Origin of the sequence: Polaromonas sp. (assembly GCF_041689105.1) — a bacterium.
Taxonomy (GTDB): domain Bacteria; phylum Pseudomonadota; class Gammaproteobacteria; order Burkholderiales; family Burkholderiaceae_C; genus Polaromonas.
On the sequence record NZ_JBDNGU010000071.1, the window covers coordinates 45,517 to 65,201 of the forward strand.

Sequence of the window (19,685 nt, forward strand, 5' to 3'; positions counted from 1 at the left end):
GAATCAGGTGCCGACAGTGCCGCCATCCTTGCGGCGGATGACGACGGTGGCCGAACGGGGTCGGCCGCCGGTGGGTCCATCCGGCCAGTGACTGACCGCCTTGGGCTGGGCCGGATCGCCGCGCTCGCTGGCGGTCTCTCCCGGGTGCTGGATATTGATGAACACTGCGCGGCGGTCGGGGGTGAAAGTCACGCCGGTAATCTCGCAGCCCGCCGGGCCGGTCAAAAAGCGCTTGGTCTCACCCGTGGCCGGGTCGGCGCACAACATCATGTTGTTGCCAATGTTTTTATAGGCCCCCTTGTGCATGGCCGAGGTGGAAATGTCAGTCTGTATCCAGAGCATGCCGCCCGCATCAAACTGCAAACCGTCGGGGCTGCCATACATGTCGCCCTTGATCGTGCCCCGGTACTCGGCCTTGTCGGCGTTCGGGTCACCAGCCAGTGCAAAGTGCATCCAGCGGAACTCGGTCGCACTGGCGTCGCCATCAAGGCGGTTCGCGCTGCCGCCCGGGCTGCCCTTGCCTTCGCGCCAGCGAATGATGTGGCCCATGATGTTGTCATTTCGCGGATTGGCCGCATTGGTCAGACGCCCCGGCTGGCTGCCCTGCCCCCGGTTGCTGTTGTTGGTCAGCGTTACAAACACCTCACCGGTGTTGGGGTGCACGGCCACCCATTCAGGCCGGTCCATCTTGGTGGCACCGGCCACATCGGCGGCCTGGCGGCACTTGATGACCACGTCGGCCTGGCTGGCGAAACCGGCGGCGGCATTCAAGCCTTCTTCACCGTGCACCAGCGGCAACCAGCGGCCATAGCCCTGCTCGTCAAAACGGGCCACATACAAGGTGCCATGGTCCAGCAGCTCTTTGTTGGCGCGGTAACCGCCAAGCTTGACTTTGTCGCGGCTGACAAACTTGTAGATGTATTCAAAACGCTCGTCGTCACCCATGTACACCACCGCGCGGCCGTCGCGGCTCAGGGTCGTGGTCGCGCCTTCGTGCTTGATGCGGCCCAGCGCGGTGCGCTTGATCGGGGTTTGTGTCGGGTCCTGCGGGTCGATTTCGACCACCCAGCCGAAGCGGTGCGGCTCGTTAGGGGTTTTGACCACGTCAAAACGCTCGTCAAACTCGTGCCAGCGGTAGCCGAAACCCTTGGCGCGCATGCCGTAGCGCGCCTCGTCCGGGTTGGGCTTGTCCGGCGCCGAGAAATAACCGTTCCAGTTTTCTTCGCAGGTCAAAAACGTGCCCCAGGGGGTTTGACCCGCTGCGCAATTGTTCAAAGTTCCCAGAGGCTTCATGCCATCCGGGTCTGCTGCGGTTTTGACCAGCGCGTGGCCCGCGGCCGGGCCGCTGAAGGCCATGGGTGTGGCCGCCGTGATGCGGCGCGCATAACGCGAGTTGGGCATGACGCGCCAGATGCCGCCGCGCTCTACAACCTCGATCACACTGACGCCGTGGGCCGCCTGCGACTTGCGCACCTTGTCCGCCGTCCAGGTTTTCATGCCGTCGCCGTGCAGCAGGCCGTCGTCGGTGTACTCGTGGTTGATGGCCAGCAGCCCGTGGCGTGGGTTTTTGTCGAGCGGGAAATACTCCATGCCATCGTGGTGCATGCCCGACTGGAGCAATTGCTCCTGCCAGCTGTTGGATGCGTCGGCACTGAAAGCCGGTGCAGCAGAACCGGCAATACCGGTGGCGTCGCCCCAGCGGTAAAGCACCTGCGCGTCGTATTCAGGCGGTACAACCAGCGCATCGGCACTGGACGCCGGCACGCCGGTAAAGCCAAGCGGCTTGCCTTTGGACACGGTGGCGGCGTTACCGGTCAGCGTGTGCGAACCCATCAGCAACGCCACCGCCGCTGTGGTGCAGCGCAACACATGGCGCCGCTCGTTGTCTACGTCGTGAATCGACGGATTGCCTGCAGAGTTGACCCCTTCGTCAAACTCGTAAGCCTTGCCAAACCCTTGACCCATACATTGCTTCCCATCGTGTTATTGACTGATGCACCGATTCTGGAAGTGCGCCGTGACGTGGTCATGTCGCTTTGATGGCTGTTTGGTGACATCCGGGGCAAGGTGCCGGGCGCTATCAGATCAGGAGCTGCTTGCGCTTTCTGGATAAGGGCTGGGGGCAAAAACGACTTGAAAATCCGGCATCATCCCAGCGCTGGCAAGCATGTTGCCCCCAAAGAAAAAAGGCCTCGAAACCGGAGTTCCGAGGCCTTTGTTGCGTTTCCCGGCACGAGGCCGGGAAGGCTGGGTACAGGGCTTAGTAGCCGCCGCGACCGCCGCCGCCGCCGCCGTAGCCGCCACCGCCAGAACGATCGCCGCCGCCACCGCCACCGCCGTAGCCGCCACCACCACCACCACCACCGCCGCCGAAGCCGCCGCTGCGTGGAGGACGTGCCTCCATCGGACGAGCTTCGTTGACGGTGATGCTACGGCCGCCGAGCGACTGGCCGTTCATGCCGGCAATCGCTGCCTGCGCTTCGGCATCGTTGCCCATTTCGACAAAACCAAAGCCTTTGGAGCGGCCGGTGTCACGCTCCATCATGACTTTGGCGCTGGTGACAGCGCCGAACTGGCCAAAAGATTGTTGCAGATCTTCGTCACGCACCGTGTATGGCAGGTTGCCGACGTAAAGTTTGTTGCCCATGAGGACTCCTCAAAAAAACACATAAAACAAAAGCGATGGAGTCCCGAAAGCACAACAAATCCAGAAGTACCGCCGTAGCGCGCGAAACTGACCGATCACCTAACTTGTCCGGGCGAATTGACACCCGTACCCCCCGATTATGCGTTAGGAAACGTGCGACCACTACATTACTTTCACTGAAAGGGCAAGATAAACACGGTCAGCACGGTACAAACGCCGGCCAAACCACCCTTCTGACGCTTTCATGAAGGTGCGGGAACGTTCACTTGCTATGAATTCAATAGCTTCTCACGCTTGCTGGTAAAGGGCCAGAGCCCGATTTGGCTCATAAAATTCACAAACCCTGCTGATTCACCCGTTTCGACAGCGCTTCGGCGCTCTCCTTGCGCTCGCTGTACCGGTCCACCAGGTGCGGCGAGACATCCCGCGTGAGCAGCGTGAATTTGACGAGTTCTTCCATCACGTCAACCACCCGGTCGTAATAGGCCGAGGGTTTCATGCGCCCGGCTTCGTTGAATTCCAGGAAGGCCTTGGCGACCGAGGACTGGTTGGGAATCGTCAGCATGCGCATCCAGCGGCCCAGCACGCGCAGCTGGTTGACGGCATTGAAGGACTGCGAACCGCCGCTGACCTGCATGACGGCCAGCGTTTTGCCCTGGGTCGGCCGCACGGCGCCGTCGGCCAGGGGAATCCAGTCGATCTGCGACTTCATGATGCCGGTCATCGCGCCATGGCGCTCGGGCGAGGTCCAGACCATCCCTTCGGCCCACTGCGCGAGTTGCCGCAGCTCCTGCACCTTGGGATGGGTGTCGGGGGCGTCGTCAGGCAGCGGCAGGCCGCGCGGATCGAAGGTGCGCGTCTCGGCGCCCATGGCTTGCAGCAGGCGCGCGGCCTCTTCGCTGAGCAGCCGACTGTAGGAGCGCTCGCGCACCGAGCCATACAGCAGCAATATGCGCGGCGCATGCGCTGACGGTCGAAACGCCTGCAGAGCGCTGGCCGTGGGCAGCGTGAACAGGGTTCTGTCGAGGTTGGGAAGGTCTTCAAGCGCTGGCAACACGTTCTCCCTTCTCGTCAACAACCCGCTCGCCGTCTTCCTTGGTGAAGGCGCCCCGCTGCCGCTTGGGAAGGATGTCCAGCACCGCCTCGGACGGCCTGCACAGGCGCGTGCCCAGTGGCGTCACTACGATGGGCCGGTTGATCAAAATGGGGTGGGACAACATGGCGTCAAGCAGCTGGTCGTCAGAAAGCGCAAGGTTGTCCAACTGAAGTTCGGCGTAGTGCTTTTCCTTGCTGCGGATCAGCGCCCGCAACGGCTGTCCGGTCTGCGCAGCCAGGCGGGCCAGGGTCTCGCGGCTGGGCGGGGTCTGGAGGTACTCGATGACTTCGGGTTCTGCGCCGCTGTTGCGGATCAGCGCCAGCGTGTTTCGCGAGGTGCCGCACTGCGGGTTGTGATAAATCGTGATGTCGGCCATGCTTTTTTTCCTGTTTGATTGCTTCAATTCAATAATTCAATTATATTTGAATTATGGAAATTAAACCTCTCGCATCCCTTGATGAAGCCCTCGCTGTTAAAGCCCTGGCTGCACTGGCCCAGGCGCAACGGCTGCGCACCTTCCGCGCCTTGGTCGTCGCCGGCCCCGACGGGCTGACGCCGGGCGCCATCGCCGAATTGCTGGAAGTGGCGCCCAGCGCGTTGTCTTTCCACCTGAAAGAACTCGCGCATTCAGGCTTGGTCAGCAGCGAGCCGCGCGGCCGCAACCTGATCTACCGCGCCAACTTCCAACAGATGAACGCCCTGCTCGGCTACCTGACCGAACATTGTTGCCAGGGCGAAGCCTGCGAGGTTGCCGACGCTGCCTCGTGCGCGGCCTGCTGACCGGGGGCGCCGCGATGAACCTCGCCGAAACACTGAACCTGGGCTGCCTGTGCCGCACCCTGAACCCCGAGCGCTTGCGCCAGCAGCTGGAAACCGACCCCAGCCTGCAAGGCATGCTGAGCGGGCTGACCACGACGCACCCACATCTGTTTTCCGAGACGGCGGTGTTTCTGGACCCGGCCATCAACGCCAAGCTGAGCCAGGCGATTGCGGCCATTGAGCGGGTGGTGGCCCTGCCCGCCTACCAGCAACTGGCGCTGGCCCATGCCCCCGAAACCGCCCAGCACGACTTTGGGCCCGCGGGCGTTTTCATGGGCTACGACTTTCACCTGGGGCAAGACGGCCCGCGCCTGATCGAGATCAACACCAACGCCGGTGGCGCGCTGCTGAACGCCGCATTGGCGCGCGCGCACCGCGACTGCTGCGCGCCCATGCAGGGGCTGATGGATGCCACCAGCCATCTGACGGGGCTGGACGACACCTTTGTGGCGATGTTTCGCAGCGAGTGGCAGGCCCAGCGCGGCACGGCTCCGCTGCGCAGCGTGCTGATTGTTGACGACGCGCCCGATGACCAATACATGTCGCCAGAATTTGCGCTGGCGCGGCAGCTGTTTCTGTCGCATGGCATCACTGCCGCCGTGGGTGATGCACGCGATCTGCAATGGAGAGACGGCGCGCTGTGGCACCCGGCATTGCCCGCGGGCATAGCCGTTGATCTGGTCTACAACCGGCTGACGGATTTCAGCCTGTCCGAGCCCGCACACACCGCCTTGCGCGCGGCCTATCTGGCAGGCGCTGCGGTGGTCACGCCGCATCCGCGTGCGCACGCGCTGTTTGCCGACAAGCGCAACCTGATCACGCTGGGTGACGATGCGCTGCTGGCGTCATGGGGCGTATCCACTGAGGACCGCCGCCTGCTGCAAGTGGTTGTTCCGCGCACCGAGCTGGTCACCGCCGGGCAGGCGGATGCACTGTGGGCGCGGCGGCGGCAACTGTTCTTCAAGCCGGTGGCCGGGTACGGCGCCAAGGCCGCTTACCGGGGCGACAAACTGACCAAAAGCGTCTGGGCTCACATCACGGCGGGTGGTTTCATCGCCCAGGCGCTGGTGCCGCCCAGTGAAAGGCTGGTCGATGTGGATGGCGTGGCGACGCGCCTGAAGCTGGACATCCGCGCCTACACCTTTGGCGGCCAGGTGCAACTGCTGGCTGCGCGCACCTGCGCCGGGCAAACCACCAATTTCCGAACAGAGGGTGGCGGCTTTTCGCCGGTGGTGGTGCTGCCCCTGATCTCTGTTCCATCATCAACGATCGCCCCGTAAAACCTTCATGTCTGAGCGCTCCCTCAACGTCCTGTTTCTGTGTACCCACAACTCGGCCCGCAGCATTCTGGCCGAAGCAATACTCAACCACATCGGCAAGGGCCGCTTCAAGGCCTTCTCGGCCGGCAGCAGCCCCCGCGAGAACCAGCAGCCCAACCCGCTGGGCCTGAAGGTCCTCAACAACGCTGGCATTTCAACTGAAGGCTTGCGCAGTAAAAGCTGGGACGAGTTCGGCAAGCCGGATTCGCCGGACGTGCGCCGCGCAGGGCCGCCCCAAGCAAGCACAGCCCCTGAGGGGCTGGAGCCTGCGGCTCCGAACCTGCTTGAGCAGGTTTGGACAGGCGACAGAGGCGAAGCGTCTCGCGAGCCGCGGCCTGCAGGGCCTCGCGCATTACACGAAGTGAAAAGCGTGGGGGTCGTTATGGATTTGGTCATCACCGTCTGCGATAACGCCGCTGGTGAGGTCTGCCCCTACTGGCCCGGCCAGCCCGCCACCGCGCACTGGGGTTATGCCGATCCGTCGGAGGTCGAAGGCGATGAAGCGAAAAAACTTGAAGCTTTCCGCCAGACCCTGCACGCGATCCACAGACGCCTGGAGCTGCTCATCAACTTGCCGGCTGACAAGCTGGAGCGCGCCATGGTGCAGCAGACTGCGCGCGGTCTGGCCAGCTCATGAGCAGCGCGGCTTCCACGGCGCTCACCACGCCGCCGCTGGCTCAGCGCCTGTTCGCCGAATTTCTGGGCACCGCTGGCCTGCTCTGCGCTGTCATTGGTTCGGGCATCATGGCCGAGCAACTCTCGGGCGGCAACAACGGTGTGGCGCTGCTGGCCAACACCCTGGTGACCGTGTTTGCGCTGTACGTGCTGATCGAGGTCCTGGGGCCCGTCAGCGGCGCCCACTTCAACCCGCTGGTGACTCTGGTTTTGTTGTCAAAAACGCCTTCAGCCCTTGATGGCCGTGCGCGAATTGCTCTTTTTTTTATAGCAGCTCAACTGCTGGGTGCCATCGCCGGTGCCTGGCTGGCGCACGCCATGTTTGACCTGAACATCCTGCAGCTGAGCAGCAAGCTGCGCGGCGGCTGGTCAGCAGACGGCAGCTTCAGCAAATGGGGCCAGTGGCTGGCTGAAGCCATCGCCACCGCCGGGCTGATTCTGGTGATTCTTCGCGCGCCACCCGGCAAGGCCCCGGCGCTGGTGGCCTGCTACATAGGCGCCGCCTACTGGTTCACCGCCAGCACCTCGTTTGCGAACCCTGCCGCCGTGCTGGGCCGCATGTTGTCAGACAGCTTTGCTGGCATCGCGCCCGCCAGTGCGCCTGGTTTCGTCATCGCCGAAGCCGTGGGTGCTGCGGCAGGCGTGTTGATGAGCCGCTGGCTCGAAGGCAGCAGACCCACAGGCCAGGCCTGATGCTGCGCGGCGCGCTGAGCCCAGGCCAGCGCCGCAGCGCCACGGTTGCCGGTCTGGGCATTGCGCAGACGCTCGCCTGGGCATCCAGCTATTACCTGCCAGCCATGCTGGCGACGTCCATGGCGCGCGACTTGGGCATCGCCACGCCGACAGTGTTCCTCGGTTTTTCGCTGGCGCTGGTGGTGTCCGCCCTGCTCGGACCGTTGGCCGGCAAGCTGATTGACCGTTTCGGCGGCCGGCCTGTGCTGGCCGCCAACAGTTTTGTCTTTGCCCTTGGGCTGGCTGGGCTGGCGTTGGCGCAGGGACCCGCTGGCATGTTTTTGGCCTGGGCCGTGCTTGGGGTGGCCATGGCCGCAGGCCTCTACGAAGCCGCCTTTGCCGCGCTGGTGCACCTGTACGGCAAGGACGCGCGCGGTGCCATCACCGGCATCACGCTGCTGGCCGGCTTTGCCAGCACCGTGGGCTGGCCGCTGTCGGCCTGGCTGGAACTCGAATGGAGCTGGCGCACGGCCTGCGGGGTCTGGGCCGGCCTGCACCTGGTGGTGGCGCTGCCACTGAACCTGATGCTGCCCTCCTCTCCCGTTGCGCCCTCCGCGCACGCCCCACGCGCGGCGGATCGGGCTGTAAGCGCTCCTGCCAGCCCCGCTGGGCAAGACTCAAACCGCACGGCGGTGCTGCTGGCTTTTGTGTTTGCCGTGACCTGGTTCATCAGCACCGCGATGGCAGCGCACTTGCCGCGCCTGCTGCAGGTCCAGGGCGTGCCGCTGGCCACCGCGCTGGTGTTTGCCGGGCTGGTCGGACCGGCGCAAGTGGCCGGGCGCCTGCTCGAGTACGGACTGCTGCGCAACATCCACCCCTTGGTGTCAGCGCGGGTGGCAGGTGCCATGCACACGGTAGGCGCGATGGCTTTTCTCTTCATCGGTGTGCCGGCGGGCGCGGTGTTTACCGTGCTGCACGGCGCGGGCAATGGCGTGCTCACGATTGCCAAGGGCACGCTGCCGCTGGTGCTGTTTGGCGTGAAGGACTATGGCGCACGCCAGGGCCTGCTGATGGTGCCGGCTCGTTTTGCACAGGCCCTGTCGCCCTGGCTGTTCGGCCTGGCGCTGGACCGCTACGGGGCGGGGGCGCTGTGGTTTTCGGCAGCGCTGGGCGGACTGGGTTTTACCGCCCTTTTACTGCTGCAGGATCGCGGGTCAAGGCCTTAGCTGCCGACCGATACCAAACCTCATGTCATCGCAGGATCAGAACCGGTATTTCGCTGAGCCGCAGCAAGGTGGTTGTCGTGCTGCCAACAATCATCTGGCGAATGCGCGAATGACCGTAGGCGCCCATCACCAGTAGCGACGCGCCCTGCGTTTTGATCAATGCCGGGAGCACTTCTTCGGGCTCGCCGCTCACCAGCTCAACTGCCGCCTCAAAACCCGCCACCGCCAGCGCGAGCCGGGCGTCTTCAAGCTGCTGCCGCGCCTGCAGCGTGTCGGCGCCGACCATCGCCAACAGCACAGGCAAGCCTTTAAGCATCGGACTGCGTGCCACGGTGTCGAGGGTCTTGCGGGCGGTCGGGCTGCCGTCAAAGGCGATGACGAAGCGTTTTGGCGCCTCGAACGGCGCACCGGGCGAGACCAGCACCGGGCGCTTCACGGCGCGGATCACACGCTCGACATGGTGGTCCAGGTGAATCTTCGAGGCCACGCTGGCATGGTAGTGCTGACCCAGCACAAAAAGACGCGCGTCGGGCTCCATCTCCAGCACCGTGTCGATCAATTCGCCATGGCGCAGCCGCACATCGAGGCGCGCTACCCCGGCAGCCGCGGCGCGCTGGCGGGCACCGGCCAGCAGTTGCCGCCCGGCTTCCTGCGCCAGCTTGCCGCGTTGCGCGTCCAGCGCGCTCAATTCAGCTAGAAGCGTCTCCTGCGACCCCAAGCCGATGGCGCCGCTGTAGTCGGCGACCAAAGGGCGGCCGGTGCGCTCCAGCACATGCAGCAGTTCCAGCGGCGCATCCAGACGCTGTGCAGACCATGCGGCCCAGTCGATCACGGCAGCCGTGCTGGCCAAGCTGTCAATGCAGGCATAAACCTTGTTCATCGGGTGCTCCTTTTGTTCTTTTGTCCAGTGGGTGTCGTCGATGCTTCAATGCATGAGTTTTTCAACAGCGCCGGGTTTGTCGTGAATCGCAAAGCGGTCCATCATGGTGGTGCTGGCTTCATCGAGGCCCAGCACTTGCACCTCGGCGCCCTCACGCTTGAACTTGAGGACCACCTTGTCCAATGCCCCAACCGCCGTGATGTCCCAGAAGTGGGCGCGGCTCACGTTGATGCAGACCTTTTGCACGGCTTCCTTGAAGTCAAAGCTGCTGATGAAGGTTTCAGCCGATGCGAAAAATACCTGACCCACCACGCTGTAGGTGCGCTGGCGGCCTTCGGCATCCAGACTGCGGTCGATGCGCAGCACCTTGCCGACCTTGTGGGCAAAGAAAAGGCCCGACAGCAACACGCCGACAAACACGCCCTGGGCCAGGTCATGCGTGGAAACGGTCACCACCACGGTGGCCATCATCACGATGGTTGAACTTGGCGGATGTTTGCGCAGGTTGCGGATCGAGTCCCAGTTGAAGGTGCCGACGCTGACCATGATCATCACCGCCACCAGCGCAGCCATCGGGATCTGCTTGACCCAGGAGCCCAGGAACACGATCAGGATGAGGAGCGCCAGACCGGCCACCAGTGTGGACAGCCGCCCTCGCCCGCCCGATTTCACGTTGATGACCGACTGGCCAATCATGGCGCAACCGGCCATACCGCCGATAAAGCCGGAGGCGATGTTGGCCACGCCCTGTCCCATGCACTCGCGGTTCTTGTTGCTGTTGGTGTCCGTCAGCTCGTCAACAATCGAAGCAGTCATCATCGATTCCAGCAAGCCCACCACGGCCATCGTCGCGGCATAAGGAAAAATGATCCTGAGTGTTTCGAGATTCAGCGGTACATCGGGCAGCAAGAAGATGGGCAGGCTGTCGGGCAACTGGCCCATGTCGCCCACGGTGCGAATGTCCAGCTTGAGCAGCATCGCCACGCCGGTGAGCACAACGATGGTGACAAGCGGCGACGGCACAGCCCGCGTGATGTAAGGAAAGCCGTAAATGATGGCCAGCCCGGCGGCCGTCATCGCATAAACCACCCAGCTCATGTTGGTCAGTTCAGGCAATTGCGCCAGAAAGATCAGTATCGCCAGCGCGTTGACAAAACCCGTGATGACCGAGCGCGAGACAAATCGCATCAGCGCACCCAGCTTGAGCAAGCCGGCAACGATCTGCAGCAGACCGGTGAGCACGGTGGCGGCCAGCAGGTATTGCAGCCCATGCTCTTTGACCAGCAACACCATCACCAGCGCCATGGCCCCGGTGGCGGCCGAGATCATGCCGGGCCTGCCGCCGGTAAAAGCGATCACGACCGCGATGCAGAAGGACGCATACAGACCGACCTTGGGGTCTACCCCGGCAATGATGGAAAAGGCGATGGCCTCGGGGATCAGGGCAAGCGCGACAACCAGGCCAGCCAGCAAATCGCCCCAGATATTGGACAGCCAATCCCGGCGGATGGATGAGTGGAATGTTTTCAAGGAATAAAAGCGGCGCCAGACATGGCCGGGCTACCGCAAGTCAATGGGGAAGGGGAATGAGGCAGGACCGCCGAAAAGGCCGTCTGACCCGGTGAATGTCGTGACGCGGAGCGCTGCGGGCAACAGTTCAGGGCGGGGCCACCGAGCAAAAGTAGCCGCGCGGCAACTCGCAGCGCGGGTAGATCACCCGGAAAGTTGACAGTGTGCCGATAACTCTTCGCATCGCCTCATTTTACCCATGCGGCCCGCGTGCCTTCCTGGCAGCCCGAGGTAGAGGCGACTGCACCGCATGACTGGCGACGGAGTTCCAGGCTAGGCGTGTGCCCGCGCTTTCGACAGCGCCCGGGACAGCGCTGACACATTGCCATACCCCGAGGCGCTGGCCGCCACTTTGAGGCTCTGGCCCGATTGCACCGCGCGCCGGGCAATATGCAGTCGCAGCGTGCTCAGGTACTTGCCCGGGGGGCTGTTCATGGTGTCCCGAAAACGCACGGCAAACGCGGTGCGCGACATGCCGGCATGCTGCGCCAGCGAATCCAGTGTCCAGTCGTCTTGCGGCGCGTCGTGTATGGCCACCAACGCACGGGCAATGCGCGGATCGGCCAGCCCGCTAAACAAGCCGCTGTGCCCGGCCGGGTGCGCTATCAGGTGGCGCAGCAGGCCGATAAAAATGATGTCCCCCGCGCGGTTCAGCAGCGCTGGCTGACCGCAGCGCGGCTCGCTCATCTCGCTGCGCAGCAGCGCAAGCACGTGCTGCAGCAAGGACTCCTCTTCGACCAGCGGCACCACCCGGGGCTGCACAAACTCGGCTAGAAGCAAGGGCGCCACCGGCCCGTCCAGATACGCCTTGGCCGACACCAGCGAATCCTGCGGATTGCCGGCCATCAACGTGAGGTTGTGTGCCTGGTCGGCGCGGCAGATCAAAAAAGCCGGTGCGCTGGCCCGCAAGACGACTGCCGGTGCCGCGCCCTGCGCAAGCAGTTGCAAGGTGCCACTGCTGAGCACGTGCAGATGCAGCATCGGCGCGGCGCTGGCGGCAAAGTGCAGTGTGGCTGCGCCATGCACTTCCGGCACGCCGGGCGACATGTCGACGCGCGGTGCCAGGCCCAGCAGCAGGGCCGACAGGCGGTCTGGCTTGATCGAAACAGTCATGTTTGTACTTGATGCAATGATTTATGAACTAATTATTGCAAATCGTACAGCACAATGACCATTGCATAGTCATTCGCATCGCCAATCACCCAAGGAACCCCTCATGCACCATTCAGCCCTCATGCCCCGTTACCCCGTGCCCGCGCTCAATGTGGCCCTCACTGAAGGAGGCCGTTTTGTATTGGGGGCGCAGCCCGGCGAGAAGTTTGACCTGCTGGTGTTCTACCGTGGCCTGCACTGCCCCATTTGTGCCAAATACCTGCTGGAGCTGGAGCGCCTGGCGCCCGAGTTCGCCGCGCGCGGCGTGCAGGTGGTGGCCATCAGCAGCGACGATGAAGACCGTGCCGGGCAAATGGCCGCCAAGGTCGGCGCCACTGGTTTGAAGTTTGCTTACGGCCTGAGCCTGCGGGCCGCCCGCGAGTGGGGTTTGTACATCAGCACCTCGCGCGGAAAAACGTCGATTGGTATTGACGAGCCTGCCTTGTTCAGCGAGCCGGGCGTATTTATCGTGCGTCCGGATGGCACGCTGTATTACAGCGCCGTGCAGACCATGCCTTTTGCCCGACCACAGTTTCAGGACTTGTTGGGTGCGATTGACTTTGCCATCAGCAAGGACTACCCCGCACGCGGCGAGTTCACTGGCGAGGTTTGAGCCTCGACAGCAAGATGGCCTTCCATGCGGCGTCGGCCTCCTTGCTGAAGGCCTGCCAATCGCCTTGCAGCCAGCGCTGGCGCCCGCGTTCGGCATAAAACAGGTATAGCTTGTCGCCGAAAAACTCCCACACGTTGCCATTCGTGCTGATCAGCCCCTCGCTACTCGCCAGCGCGTTGGCGCAGTGACCGTTGTATTGGGGGACCCAGGCCTGGGGGCTGGCTGCAAATTTGTCGGCGCTGGCCTGCGAAGCAAACCGCCACGCGTGCCCCAGGTACTGCACGGTAAAGGCCGCGCGACCATCTGTCGCCGTGTGGGCGTCCCGGTTGGCACGGTCGTGGTACGCCACCGTGTCTTTTCCGCCGATGGGTGCGCCATCGCGCGTGCTCACAGGTTCGGCCGCGCCGGCAAAAGCCAGGGTGGACAGAGCGAGCAGCAGGATGGCGAACAGCCGCCGAAGAAGAAGGTAGCGCATGGGTGAGGCGGGCATCTGCATGCCGGCAAGTTAGGGTCTGACGCACTTGTGGATATCTGAGCAAGTCCACGGGAAAAAGTTCGAAGCGTCTGTCGTCACCTTTTCAGGACGGGCCAGCTAAATGGGTAAGCAACCCCCGGCAGCTGCACGTTGCCAGCCGCACCGGGGGTCAGAGCTTCACGCTGCAGAAACGGCCCCGAGGAGCCTGTCGCGCCTCGGAATCGTCGGCTGCAAATCCGGCAAAAATCATCCTCACTGGGGCCGGATTTTTTTTCCGGCACCCCATGCCGGGCACGCTTCTAGCCGCCGAGCAAGCCTTGGATGATGTCAACAATCAGGTTGTTTTGCTGCTGTACCAGCACGATGTCACCGCCAACGCGGGCATAACGGTAACCGTACGGTGCCGGCGGCAGCTGCACGATCACTTGCTGCGGCACCGAATACATGGTCACGTTACGCGGAATCGCCTGGCCGACCACCCAGGTGCGGACCTGGCCGGGAGGCATGCAACCGTTGCCCTTTTTGGCCAGGCCAGGAGGGCATTTTTTGCCCGGGCCGTAATTGCTGATGTAGTACTCGCGGACGTAGGTGCGTTGCTGGTCATTGAAATATTTGCCTTGTTCGATCTCCTTGCGTTCGCGTTTTTCGTCCTTCTGGGCCTGTTTTTGATACTTTTTTTCGTATTTCTCGGCCTGTTTGTCTTTGTCTTTGCCGTTGTTGTCGTCATTGCCTTTGGCAAAGACCGGACCGGCTACAAAGACGGAGGTGATGGCCAGCGCGATGAGGCGACTGGATAAGTTGAAGCGGGTCATGTTGTGCTCCTATAAGTTTAAAAGCGCTTGGAACAAGCTCAACGGTCAGGTTCGCACCACGGTTGACCTTCAGTTGTAGGACAAGCCCGCGCTTGTTGCTCAGTTTGTCGCCAGCTGGCTTGCGGCCTGCTTCTCTGGCAATCAGCCATCAAAGGCCAACATGCTGAACGCCTGGGGCCTTGCCGCCAGCGCAGGACACGCGCCCTGTTTCTTTACAGCACGTTTACCGGGCTCTTTCCCGCACGACATCCGGGCGCGAGGGCTTGAAGTGATAATTCCTGAGCGCTGACGCAAGATGCCACGGCATCCAGCCAGCCGTGCCGATCACGGCACCCATCAATAACAAAAATGCTGCATTGAAAAAAAGCGGCAGGCAACCAGGACATCGGATGGACCCGACCATTGAGACGCCGCCTCCCGGCTCAGAGACACCGCCCCGCAAACGCCTGAGCCGCCGCGCCAAACTGGTGGGTGGCTTGATTGCCCTGATGGCCCTGGCCGGTACCGGCTGGCTGGCCTGGCACCTGACCCGCCCCGCCACCGAAACAGCCACCGGGCCGGGCGGCGCTGGTCGGCGCGGCGCACCGGCCACCACCGTTGGCGTCGCCACAGCCGAGCAGGCCAGCATCCCCATCGTGCTGGACGCGCTGGGCACCGTCACCCCCCAGGCGTCGGTTCGCGTGCGCCCGCAGGTCACAGGGGTGCTGCAGAAGGTGCTTTTCAAGGAAGGCCAGATGGTCAAGGCCGGCGAGTTGCTCGCTACCATTGACCCGCGCCAGTTTGAACTCGCGCTGCAGCAGGCCAGCGGCCAACGGCAGCGCGATGAAGCCCAGCTCGACAGCGCGAGGGTGACGCTGCAGCGCTTTCGCACCCTGCTGGCGCAGGACTCGATTGCGCGTCAGGAAGTGGACTCGCAGGCCGCGCTGGTCAAGCAACTCGAAGGCACGGTGGTCATCGACAAGGCCAACGAAGGCGTGGCTCGCCTGAACCTGGGCTACACCCGCGTGGTGGCGCCCGTGAGTGGGCGCGTGGGGCTGCGTGCCGTGGACATCGGCAACGTCGTCAATCCCAGCGATGTCAACGGCATCGCGCTGATTACCCAGGTCATGCCCATCGACGTGGTGTTTGCGATTCCGCAAGACCAGGTCGGCGAGCTGCAGCAAACCGCTGCCTCTGGCGCCGCCATCAAGGTCACCGCGCTGGACCGTACACGCGCCAACACGCTGGACACCGGCGTGTTCGCATCGTTGGACAACCAGGTGGACACCACCACCGGTACCGTCAAGGCCAAGGCGCGTTTTGCCAACAGCAAACTGGCGCTGTTCCCCAGCCAGTTCGTCAACGTGCAGGTACAGGTCCGCACGATAGAAAACGCTGTGGTGGTACCGGTGACCGCGGTGCGTCTGGGCAACAGCGGTGACTATGTGTATGTGCTCAATGCCGCCGAGCGCACCGTCAGCCTGCGGCCTGTCAAGCGCGGACCAGCCACCGTGGACAGGATCGTCATAACATCCGGCCTGCAGGCCGGTGAACGTGTCATCACCGAGGGTGCCGACCGGCTGAAAGACGGCGCGCGTGTGGTGCTGCCGGGCGACATAAGCGCTGCCGGCCGCGCCGGTGGGCGCAGGCCACAAGGTGCGGCATCGGCGCCGCGTGCTGACAGCACGGCACCAGGCGCCTCGGCCCCCCGGCCAGTCGGGTCTGACGCATCACCTGCCGCTGCTGCCCCGGCGGCTGGCGGCCCGCCGAGGGCGCTGGCCCCCGCTACACCCGCGCCCGCCGACGCTGGCGCACCGCCCACTGCCGAGCAGCGCAAGCGTTTTCTGGAGCAGGTCAAGGACGACCCGGAGGCGCTGGCGCGGCGCACCGGCCTGCTGGCGGCGATAGACCGGGGCGACGCCGCTGCGCTGGCGCGCTGGCAGCAAATCATGGAACGGCGGCGTCAGGCCAGCCAGGCACCCGCGCAGTGACGACAAGCACGCACCTGCACGCATGAGCCCCTCCCGTCCTTTCATACTGCGGCCGGTTGCCACGGCCTTGCTGATGGTGGCGATTGTCCTGACCGGTCTGCTGGGCTTCAAGTTCTTGCCACTGTCGGCCCTGCCGCAGGTGGACTACCCGACGATTCAGGTGCAGACGCTTTACCCCGGCGCCAGCCCGGAGGTCATGGCGCAAACCGTGACCGCACCGCTGGAGCGCCAGTTCGGCCAGATGGCCGGCCTGCAGCGCCTGAGCTCGACCAGCGCGGCCGGCGTCTCCATCGTCACCCTGCAATTTGGCCTGGGCCTGGCGCTCGACGTGGCCGAGCAGCAGGTGCAGGCCGCCATCAACGCCGGCGGCTCGCTGCTGCCTGCCGACCTGCCTGCGCCGCCGGTGTACGCCAAGGTCAACCCCGCCGACGCGCCGGTGCTGACGCTCGCTATCACCTCCAACAGCCTGCCGCTGACCGAAGTACAGAACATCGTCAACACCCGGCTGGCGCTGAAGATCAGCCAGGTCAGCGGGGTCGGCCTGGTGACGCTCAGTGGCGGCCAGCGTCCGGCGGTACGTATCCAGGCCGACACACGCGCACTGGCGTCTTACGGCCTGGGACTGGATTCGCTGCGCAGCGCGATTGCAGCGGCCAACGCCAACGCCGCCAAAGGCAGCATTGACGGCCCAACCCGCTCCTATTCGATCAACTCGAACGACCAGTTATTGGCCGCTGCCGACTACCAGAACCTGATCATTGCTTTTCGCAACGGCGCAGCCGTGCGGGTCAAGGACGTGGCGCAGGTGGTGGACAGCGCCGAGAACGTCAAGCTCGGTGCCTGGAGCGGAGGGGACTGCCCCCCCCTGTCCGCTTCGCGTTCTCCCCCCGAGGGGGACAATTGCCTAGGGGCGGCCCGTCGGCAATTGGTACCCGCCATCATCCTGAACGTGCAGCGCCAGCCCGGCGCCAATGTCATCGCCACCGTGGACGCCATCAAGGCGCGTCTGCCCGAGCTGCAGGCCGGCCTGCCGACGGCCATGCAGGTCGATGTGCTGAGCGACCGCACCACCGGCATACGCGCCTCGGTGTTACACGTCGAGATCGAGCTGCTGCTGGCCGTGGTCATGGTGGTGCTGGTGATTTTTGCGTTTTTGCGTAATCTGCGCGCCACCGTGATCGCCAGCATGGCGGTGCCGATATCGCTGATCGGCACCTGCGGCGCGATGTACCTGCTGGGCTACAGCCTGAACAACCTGAGCCTGATGGCACTGACGATTGCCACCGGTTTTGTGGTGGACGACGCGATTGTGATGATCGAGAACATCTCGCGTTACATCGAAAAAGGCGAGGCACCGATGGCCGCAGCGCTGAAGGGCGCGCAGCAGATCGGCTTTACCATCATTTCGCTGACGGTCTCGCTGATTGCCGTGCTGATCCCGCTGCTTTTCATGGGCGACGTAGTCGGACGGCTGTTTCGTGAGTTCGCGGTCACGCTGGCTATCACCATTTTGATCTCGGCGGTGGTCTCGCTCACCCTGGTGCCCATGATGTCGGCCAGATGGCTCAAGCACGAACCCGAAAGCGACAGCAACCCGACCAGCGCGCGTCTGCAAAACTTTTTTGACGGCGTGATCACGCGTTACGACGGCTGGCTGCGCTGGGTGCTGCGGCACCAGGGCGCAACCCTGCTGGTCGCGCTGGCCACCTTGTTGCTGACGGTGCTGCTGTATGTACTGATTCCCAAGGGCCTGTTTCCGACACAGGACACCGGGCAGTTGCAAGCCCGTGTCGAGACTGCGCAGTCGGTCTCATATGCGCGCATGGCCGAGCTGCAGCAGGCAACCGCCCGGGCGATTCTGGAAGACCCGGATGTCGCCACCCTGAGCTCGTTCGTCGGTGTGGATGCCGCCAACAACAGCATGCTGCACACCGGTCGCATGCTCATCAATCTTAAAAAAGAGCGTACCAGCAGCCAGCAGGAAACCATGGATCGCCTGCAGCGCCGCGCGGCCACCGTGGCGGGGGTCACCATGTACCTGCAGCCCACGCAGGATCTGACGATTGATGCCGAGACCGGGCCGACCCAGTTTCGCGTCTCGCTTGAAGGCGCAGACAACGCAGTCGTGACGCTGTGGGCCAACAAGCTCGCTCAGCGCATGCAGCAGCTACCGGCGTTACGCAACATCGCGTCGGATGCCGGCGCACAGGGCACGTCAGCCTACATCAAGGTGGACCGCGACACAGCGTCGCGCCTGGGCGTCACCACCTCAGCCATCGACGATGCGCTGTACAGCGCGTTTGGCCAGCGCATTGTCTCGACAATTTTTACCGAGACCAACCAGTACCGCGTGATTCTGGAGGCCATGCCGGAACAGCTGACCACGGCGGCAGCCCTGGGCAACCTGCCCTTGCGAACCAGCTCGGGCAGCACCACGCCGCTGGCCAGCGTGGCCACCATCATCGAGCAACCCGCACCTCTGCAGATCACCCGTGTGGCCCAGTACCCGGCAACCACCCTGGGCTTTGATACCGCACCCGGTGCGTCGCTGGGCCAGGCGGTCAGTGAGATCAAAAGCGCGGTCAAAGACATCGCCCTGCCCAGCAGCGTCACCCTGACCTTTCTGGGCGCCGCCGGTGCCTACCAGACCTCGCTGTCCAGCCAGCTCTGGCTGATTCTGGCAGCAGTGGTTTGTGTGTACATCGTGCTGGGCGTGTTGTATGAAAGTTATATCCACCCGCTGACGATTCTCTCGACCCTGCCCTCGGCGGGTGTGGGCGCGCTGCTGGCGCTCATGATCAGCGGCTCCGACCTCGGCGTGATCGGCATCATCGGCATCATCTTGCTGATCGGTATCGTGAAGAAAAACGCCATCATGATGATCGACTTTGCCATCGACGCCGAGCGCACCGAAGGCAAATCCCCGCAGGAAGCCATCCACCAGGCCGCGCTGCTGCGCTTTCGCCCGATACTGATGACCACGCTGGCCGCACTGTTTGCCGCCGTGCCGCTGATGCTGAGCTGGGGTGAAGGCGCCGAACTACGCCGGCCACTGGGCCTGGCCATCTTCGGCGGGCTGATCGTCAGCCAGGTGCTCACGCTGTTCACGACGCCAGTTATCTATTTGGCGTTTGACAGAATGGGTCAGAGGTTCAGGCGGAGGGGTTTTTTGTGAACGCCCTTCTCCCACGGTTTGTCATCCTGGACTTGGTCCGGGATCCATGTGGGCGAGCTAACGGCGGTGGTGCGAAAGCTTGGATTGCGGATCGAGTCCGCAATGGCATGTGGGAAATCACCAGTCTGCCTGAGCTTGTCGAAAGGTCGAAGCCATCTTTGCCTTCAACGTTTGTGGTTTGCCAGCAAGCCGGGGGTTGCCCGGCGGCAACTCACTTTCTTTTGCGTCGTCAAAAGAAAGTAAGCAAAGAAAAGGCGACCCTGCTGTCTGCGTCCCTTCGCTTCGCTTCGGGCAACCTGCGGTGCTCGGCCCAGCCGGGGTCGAGCTCGAACTCGCTTCGCTCAGACAATCGCTCGCCCTGGTCCGTCTGGACCTCCGCTCCTCGGCGCATACAGAAGGGTGGTGAGGCCGGGACCGGGAGCGAATTCGCAATCGAACTCCGGCGAGGCCGCGCAAAGCGCGTCCTTGCCTCCCCGCATCCGCATTTGCTTCCCCCACCCGTCGGGCCGGGCCGAGGAGCGCAGCCAAAAGCGGGTCAGGGCTCGCGATTGTCTGAGCCGAAGGCGAGTTCGAGCGAGACCCCGC

General features: G+C 63.6%; 17 protein-coding genes. 8 read left to right on the top strand and 9 right to left on the bottom strand.

What is annotated here, in order from left to right; all coding sequences use genetic code 11:
* Window positions 1-3 precede the first annotated feature (3 nt).
* The 4 genes from ACESMT_RS06465 to arsC all read right to left on the bottom strand — a co-directional run bounded on the left by ACESMT_RS06465 (window position 4) and on the right by arsC (window position 4,119).
* On the bottom strand, window positions 4-1,965 hold the full coding sequence (locus ACESMT_RS06465; RefSeq protein ID WP_372825749.1) for a PhoX family phosphatase: 1,962 nt from the start codon (window positions 1,963-1,965) through the stop codon (window positions 4-6).
* A gap of 295 nt (window positions 1,966-2,260) precedes the next feature.
* Complete coding sequence (locus ACESMT_RS06470; RefSeq protein ID WP_372825750.1) at window positions 2,261-2,647, bottom strand: RNA recognition motif domain-containing protein; 387 nt, start codon at window positions 2,645-2,647, stop codon at window positions 2,261-2,263.
* 334 nt (window positions 2,648-2,981) lie between these two features.
* On the bottom strand, window positions 2,982-3,722 hold the full coding sequence (gene arsH, locus ACESMT_RS06475) for an arsenical resistance protein ArsH (RefSeq protein ID WP_372825751.1): 741 nt from the start codon (window positions 3,720-3,722) through the stop codon (window positions 2,982-2,984).
* Window positions 3,688-4,119: an arsenate reductase (glutaredoxin) gene (gene arsC / locus ACESMT_RS06480; RefSeq protein ID WP_372825752.1), complete on the bottom strand. Its 432-nt coding sequence runs from the start codon at window positions 4,117-4,119 to the stop codon at window positions 3,688-3,690. The genes arsH and arsC overlap by 35 nt, the downstream gene beginning before the upstream one ends.
* A 53-nt stretch (window positions 4,120-4,172) precedes the next feature.
* On the opposite strand from arsC, the gene ACESMT_RS06485 reads away from it, so the two are divergent.
* Genes ACESMT_RS06485 through ACESMT_RS06505 form a run of 5 tightly spaced genes read left to right on the top strand, consistent with a single transcriptional unit; the run spans window position 4,173 to window position 8,454 of the window.
* Window positions 4,173-4,523: an ArsR/SmtB family transcription factor gene (locus ACESMT_RS06485; RefSeq protein WP_372825753.1), complete on the top strand. Its 351-nt coding sequence runs from the start codon at window positions 4,173-4,175 to the stop codon at window positions 4,521-4,523.
* Between the two features lie 14 nt (window positions 4,524-4,537).
* Window positions 4,538-5,842 carry a hypothetical protein gene (locus ACESMT_RS06490; RefSeq protein WP_372825754.1) on the top strand — a complete coding sequence of 435 codons (1,305 nt, stop codon included), beginning with the start codon at window positions 4,538-4,540 and terminating at the stop codon, window positions 5,840-5,842.
* A 7-nt stretch (window positions 5,843-5,849) separates the two neighbouring features.
* Complete coding sequence (locus tag ACESMT_RS06495; protein ID WP_372825755.1) at window positions 5,850-6,518, top strand: arsenate reductase ArsC; 669 nt, start codon at window positions 5,850-5,852, stop codon at window positions 6,516-6,518.
* On the top strand, window positions 6,515-7,249 hold the full coding sequence (locus ACESMT_RS06500; protein WP_372825756.1) for an aquaporin: 735 nt from the start codon (window positions 6,515-6,517) through the stop codon (window positions 7,247-7,249). Before ACESMT_RS06495 ends, ACESMT_RS06500 begins: the two co-directional genes overlap by 4 nt.
* A complete protein-coding gene (locus tag ACESMT_RS06505; RefSeq protein ID WP_372825757.1) occupies window positions 7,249-8,454 on the top strand; it encodes an MFS transporter in 1,206 nt (401 codons plus the stop codon). Before ACESMT_RS06500 ends, ACESMT_RS06505 begins: the two co-directional genes overlap by 1 nt.
* A 25-nt stretch (window positions 8,455-8,479) precedes the next feature.
* Here ACESMT_RS06505 and ACESMT_RS06510 read toward each other — a convergent pair whose 3' ends face one another.
* The 3 genes from ACESMT_RS06510 to ACESMT_RS06520 form a co-directional block, all read right to left on the bottom strand.
* On the bottom strand, window positions 8,480-9,334 hold the full coding sequence (locus ACESMT_RS06510) for a universal stress protein (RefSeq protein ID WP_372825758.1): 855 nt from the start codon (window positions 9,332-9,334) through the stop codon (window positions 8,480-8,482).
* 45 nt (window positions 9,335-9,379) lie between these two features.
* Window positions 9,380-10,864, bottom strand: a complete 1,485-nt coding sequence (locus ACESMT_RS06515; RefSeq protein ID WP_372825759.1) for a SulP family inorganic anion transporter — start codon at window positions 10,862-10,864, stop codon at window positions 9,380-9,382.
* 312 nt (window positions 10,865-11,176) lie between these two features.
* Window positions 11,177-12,016 (bottom strand): cupin domain-containing protein, encoded by an 840-nt coding sequence (locus tag ACESMT_RS06520; protein WP_372825760.1) that lies wholly within the window; start codon window positions 12,014-12,016, stop codon window positions 11,177-11,179.
* Window positions 12,017-12,119: 103 nt separating this feature from the next.
* On the opposite strand from ACESMT_RS06520, the gene ACESMT_RS06525 reads away from it, so the two are divergent.
* Complete coding sequence (locus ACESMT_RS06525; protein WP_372825761.1) at window positions 12,120-12,668, top strand: peroxiredoxin-like family protein; 549 nt, start codon at window positions 12,120-12,122, stop codon at window positions 12,666-12,668.
* Here ACESMT_RS06525 and ACESMT_RS06530 read toward each other — a convergent pair.
* Together ACESMT_RS06530 and ACESMT_RS06535 are read right to left on the bottom strand one after the other, a co-directional pair.
* Window positions 12,652-13,164: a YHS domain-containing (seleno)protein gene (locus ACESMT_RS06530; RefSeq protein ID WP_372825762.1), complete on the bottom strand. Its 513-nt coding sequence runs from the start codon at window positions 13,162-13,164 to the stop codon at window positions 12,652-12,654. The two genes, ACESMT_RS06525 and ACESMT_RS06530, sit on opposite strands and share 17 nt — an antisense overlap.
* 278 nt (window positions 13,165-13,442) lie before the next feature.
* Window positions 13,443-13,955, bottom strand: coding sequence for an RcnB family protein (locus tag ACESMT_RS06535; protein WP_372825763.1), 513 nt, complete (start codon window positions 13,953-13,955; stop codon window positions 13,443-13,445).
* Between the two features lie 389 nt (window positions 13,956-14,344).
* Between ACESMT_RS06535 and ACESMT_RS06540 the strand changes: the two genes are divergently transcribed.
* Both ACESMT_RS06540 and ACESMT_RS06545 read left to right on the top strand, forming a co-directional pair.
* Window positions 14,345-15,925, top strand: coding sequence for an efflux RND transporter periplasmic adaptor subunit (locus ACESMT_RS06540; protein WP_372825764.1), 1,581 nt, complete (start codon window positions 14,345-14,347; stop codon window positions 15,923-15,925).
* Between the two features lie 22 nt (window positions 15,926-15,947).
* Window positions 15,948-19,100 carry an efflux RND transporter permease subunit gene (locus ACESMT_RS06545; RefSeq protein WP_372825765.1) on the top strand — a complete coding sequence of 1,051 codons (3,153 nt, stop codon included), beginning with the start codon at window positions 15,948-15,950 and terminating at the stop codon, window positions 19,098-19,100.
* Window positions 19,101-19,685: the final 585 nt, after the last annotated feature.